General features: G+C 60.3%; 4 protein-coding genes and 2 pseudogenes. 4 read left to right on the top strand and 2 right to left on the bottom strand.

The annotated features are described in order from the left end of the window. Positions 1-275, bottom strand: a 275-nt coding sequence (locus tag CFB39_RS38345) for a transposase (RefSeq protein ID WP_144030398.1), incomplete at its 3' end; no start/stop codon positions are given. 275 nt (positions 276-550) lie between these two features. Here CFB39_RS38345 and CFB39_RS38350 point away from each other — a divergent pair. Further along, the gene (locus tag CFB39_RS38350; RefSeq protein WP_089476958.1) at positions 551-919 is read left to right on the top strand and encodes a tlde1 domain-containing protein; all 369 of its coding nucleotides are present in this window, start codon (positions 551-553) and stop codon (positions 917-919) included. A 187-nt stretch (positions 920-1,106) separates the two neighbouring features. Next, positions 1,107-1,535, top strand: coding sequence for a lytic transglycosylase domain-containing protein (locus CFB39_RS38355; RefSeq protein WP_089476959.1), 429 nt, complete (start codon positions 1,107-1,109; stop codon positions 1,533-1,535). A 399-nt stretch (positions 1,536-1,934) separates the two neighbouring features. On the opposite strand, the pseudogene CFB39_RS41330 reads toward CFB39_RS38355, so the two are convergent. Beyond that, positions 1,935-2,132 (bottom strand): annotated as a pseudogene (locus tag CFB39_RS41330) (cupin domain-containing protein); the annotation flags it as partial. Positions 2,133-2,508: 376 nt separating this feature from the next. Here CFB39_RS41330 and CFB39_RS38365 point away from each other — a divergent pair. Together CFB39_RS38365 and CFB39_RS38370 are read left to right on the top strand one after the other, a co-directional pair. Next, positions 2,509-2,934, top strand: a complete 426-nt coding sequence (locus tag CFB39_RS38365; RefSeq protein WP_089476961.1) for a transposase — start codon at positions 2,509-2,511, stop codon at positions 2,932-2,934. Positions 2,935-3,020: 86 nt separating this feature from the next. After that, positions 3,021-3,297, top strand: a pseudogene (locus CFB39_RS38370) (transposase); the annotation flags it as partial.

The raw sequence follows: 3,297 nt of genomic DNA on the forward strand, positions 1-3,297 counted from the left end.
AGCTTCGCAAGAAGCAGTTCGTGCAAGCGATTCCATACGCCGGCGGCCTGGCAGTCGCGTAACCGTCGCCAACACGTCACGCCCGAGCCGCAACCCATCTCGGCAGGCAGGTCGCGCCAGCGCAGTCCGGTCTTGAGGACGAACAGGATTCCAGTCAACGCAGCGCGATTCGAAACCGGCAGGCGGCCTGGGTTCTTCTCGCGCCGCGGCTTGGGTCGCGGCAGCAGCGGTTCGATCAGTGTCCACAATTTGTCGTCGATGATCGGCTTGGCAATCTCCTCGGTCTCGGTTGTTCCGATGCCTGAGGTTAACAGCTCGCCGCGAAAGTTAACAGCCCCATGTGCCCTTTTTGAAACCGTCTCTTACGCTTTTCACGAACGCCGTTCGCAATCGCCACGACGCGAATCGCCGCGGCCGGGATACTCATGGCGCACCGCGCGCACGACTTGACAAGGCCGCGCTTGTTCACGTGTTCGGCGTAGTCGCCACCACCGCTCGAGACCCGGACCGGCAAAGCGACCCGATCAATCCATCGCACAGGAGGCAACAAATGCCCTGGCAATACAGTCAAAAAACCGGACGGTTGACGCACGACGGAGATCCCGTAATCGAGCAAGGGTACTCCGGGCGGGCCGCCGGAAAAAACAACCCGGACATGCAAGACCAGATCGGCCTGGGGCCCATCCCGACGGGCTCTTACTCGGTCAGCGCGCCTTTCGAGCATAGTCACGCAGGCGCTTGTACGATGCGCCTGACGCCGGATGGAGACACGGACACGCATCGTCGCACCGGCTTCCTGATTCACGCCGACGATCCGGCTCATCCCCGGCCGATATCGGATGGTTGCATCGTCGTGGATCGACGTGTATGCAAGCGGATCTGGAGCAGTCTCGACCAGCAGCTCAACGTCGTAACGTAAAGCACCGATTCGTCGCACCGATTCCGGCCTCGCCGCAGATGTGCCCGACACGATCACCTGCGTACGCGTACCGGCCGGTCAACACGATATCGTACGCGGCACGATCGGATAGCGGGGCCGATAGACGACGCCCCGCCCCCTACCCCGATCGCACGATCGTCGCCCTGTACCTCAACCGATCGAAAGCATGGTCATTCGAGCAATCGCGCTTCTGGCGCTGCTGCCATTCCTGACGCCCTCCGTTCGCGCTGAATGTTTTTCCGACGCAGCCGCGTACCAGCACGTCAACGAAACGATCCTGCGTGCGCTGGCCTGGCAGGAATCGCACAACAACGTCAATGCAAAGCGGATCAACACTAACGGATCAATCGACTATGGCCTGATGCAGATCAATTCGATCCATCTGCCCGCGCTCTCGACCTACGGCATCACGTCGCGCACGTTGATGGACCCGTGCGCAAGCATCTACATCGCCGCATGGCACCTGCACAAGATGATGCTCAAATATGGCAATACGTGGAAAGCTGTCGGTGCGTACCATTCGCAAACACCTGCCGAACGCGATCGTTATGCGGCACAGGTCCGGTCGATCGTGCAGCGGATGCAGCCGTACTGACGCAAGCATCGGGTACCGTCCGATCGGGTGAACGCATGCCGCGTTCGGGCCAATCGACGAAAATCCGCCGCAGAGCCGCCGGCCCTCCTGCTGTCGGAATACTTGCTGGCAGCCTGAACCGCTCGAGCGAACACGATCGATTCGCAAAATGCACATGTTCTTCGCGCAAGACCGGCGTGATGATTTTCACTACGGTTTAATGTGGAAAATCACAACCGCAAGCCGTGAAGTCCATCAAGATCAGGGGCGTAGCTACCGGGTCGCGCTCCGGTACGACTCCCGGGGATGCAGAACGGCGACACATGCCGTTCGAGCGCACGTTGCCTTCTCAAAACATCGTCCCGCTATCGAGCGCCGAGCACGGGATGCCGCCCGGCATTGCGGGTATACCGGGACGCGCTACGGTAAAGCAGGTTTCTGTTGCACGTATCCGGAAGGGGGCAGCACCACGAGCAGCGTGGCACCGACCGGCGCCACATATGCATGCGGCCGGTGCGATGAAAACAAGGCACTTTCGCCAGCCCGCAACAGCGTCGGCTCATCCTGTTCGAAATGCAGTTCCAGTTCGCCTGACAGCACATAGCAAAATTCTTGGTTGTCTGCGTGGCGAGCCCCCTGCCTCGTCGAGCGTACGTGCCTCGACCTGCTCGCCGGCCTCTCCGGGACCCAAAAATCACACCTGCCCCAGGACCCGCAACTGGTCGCGCTACCGGCCGGGGTCGGACGGAATTCGTGAAGGCCAACGGTTTAAGCAGCGACCTGATCGTCGCAAAATAACATCTCATTTAACGAAGTCACTCGCAAGGGAACCTCTGCATAGTTCGCCCCCTGATGTGCTTGTCGAGGATCGGCGGGCAAGCGAACATGTAGCCCATGAAACAAACTGACTTTGGACTGAATTTGTCGACGAAGCGCACGCGCAAGCGCGAATTCCTAGACGAGATGAACCGGGTGGTACCGTGCCGATCTGGTCATGCTGATCGCCTCGTACGCCCCGGAAGGTCAGCGTGGTCGCCCGCCGTTCGCGGTCGAGGCGATGTTGCGCATCCACTTCCTGCAGCAATTTCGGCCTGTCGGATCCAGCGATGGAAGAAGCGCTGCACAACGGCCGCTGTACCGGGAATTCGCCAGGCTGGACAACTGGACGGTGCGGCTGCTCGACGAGAGCACGATCCTGCGATTCCGTCATCTGCTGGAGAAGCACAAGCTGGCTGCCCAGATTCTCACACTGGTCAACGACGTTCTGCGTGACAAGCGGCTGATGCTGCGCGCAGCCCGTGAATGCCGCTCGGCGCATACCAGCCAACTTTGTTCGGGGCTGGTAGGTTGGCGTTCTGCGCATTCAGTTCCTTTTAACGGTCAAGCACACACGAAGCGGTTTTGTGCGGAGCATCTTTAGAGACGGTTTCAAAAAGGGCACATGGGGCTGTTAACTTTCGCGGCGAGCTGTTAACCTCAGGCATCGGAACAACCGAGACCGAGGAGATTGCCAAGCCGATCATCGACGACAAATTGTGGACACTGATCGAACCGCTGCTGCCGCGACCCAAGCCGCGGCGCGAGAAGAACCCAGGCCGCCTGCCGGTTTCGAATCGCGCTGCGTTGACTGGAGAATCCTGTTCGTCCTCAAGACCGGACTGCGCTGGCGCGACCTGCCTGCCGAGATGGGTTGCGGCTCGGGCGTGACGTGTTGGCGACGGTTACGCGACTACCAGGCCGCCGGCGTATGGAATCGCTTGCACGAACTGCTTCTTGCGAAGCT

Origin of the sequence: Burkholderia sp. AU6039, assembly GCF_002223365.1 — a bacterium.
Classification (GTDB): Bacteria; Pseudomonadota; Gammaproteobacteria; order Burkholderiales; family Burkholderiaceae; genus Burkholderia.

Excerpts from the sequence above, each read along its gene's own strand:
- CFB39_RS38350 (WP_089476958.1), top strand. The coding sequence starts at position 551 with ATGCCCTGGCAATACAGTCAAAAAACCGGACGGTTGACGCACGACGGA.
- CFB39_RS38355 (WP_089476959.1), top strand. The coding sequence starts at position 1,107 with ATGGTCATTCGAGCAATCGCGCTTCTGGCGCTGCTGCCATTCCTGACG.
- CFB39_RS38365 (WP_089476961.1), top strand. The coding sequence starts at position 2,509 with ATGCTGATCGCCTCGTACGCCCCGGAAGGTCAGCGTGGTCGCCCGCCG.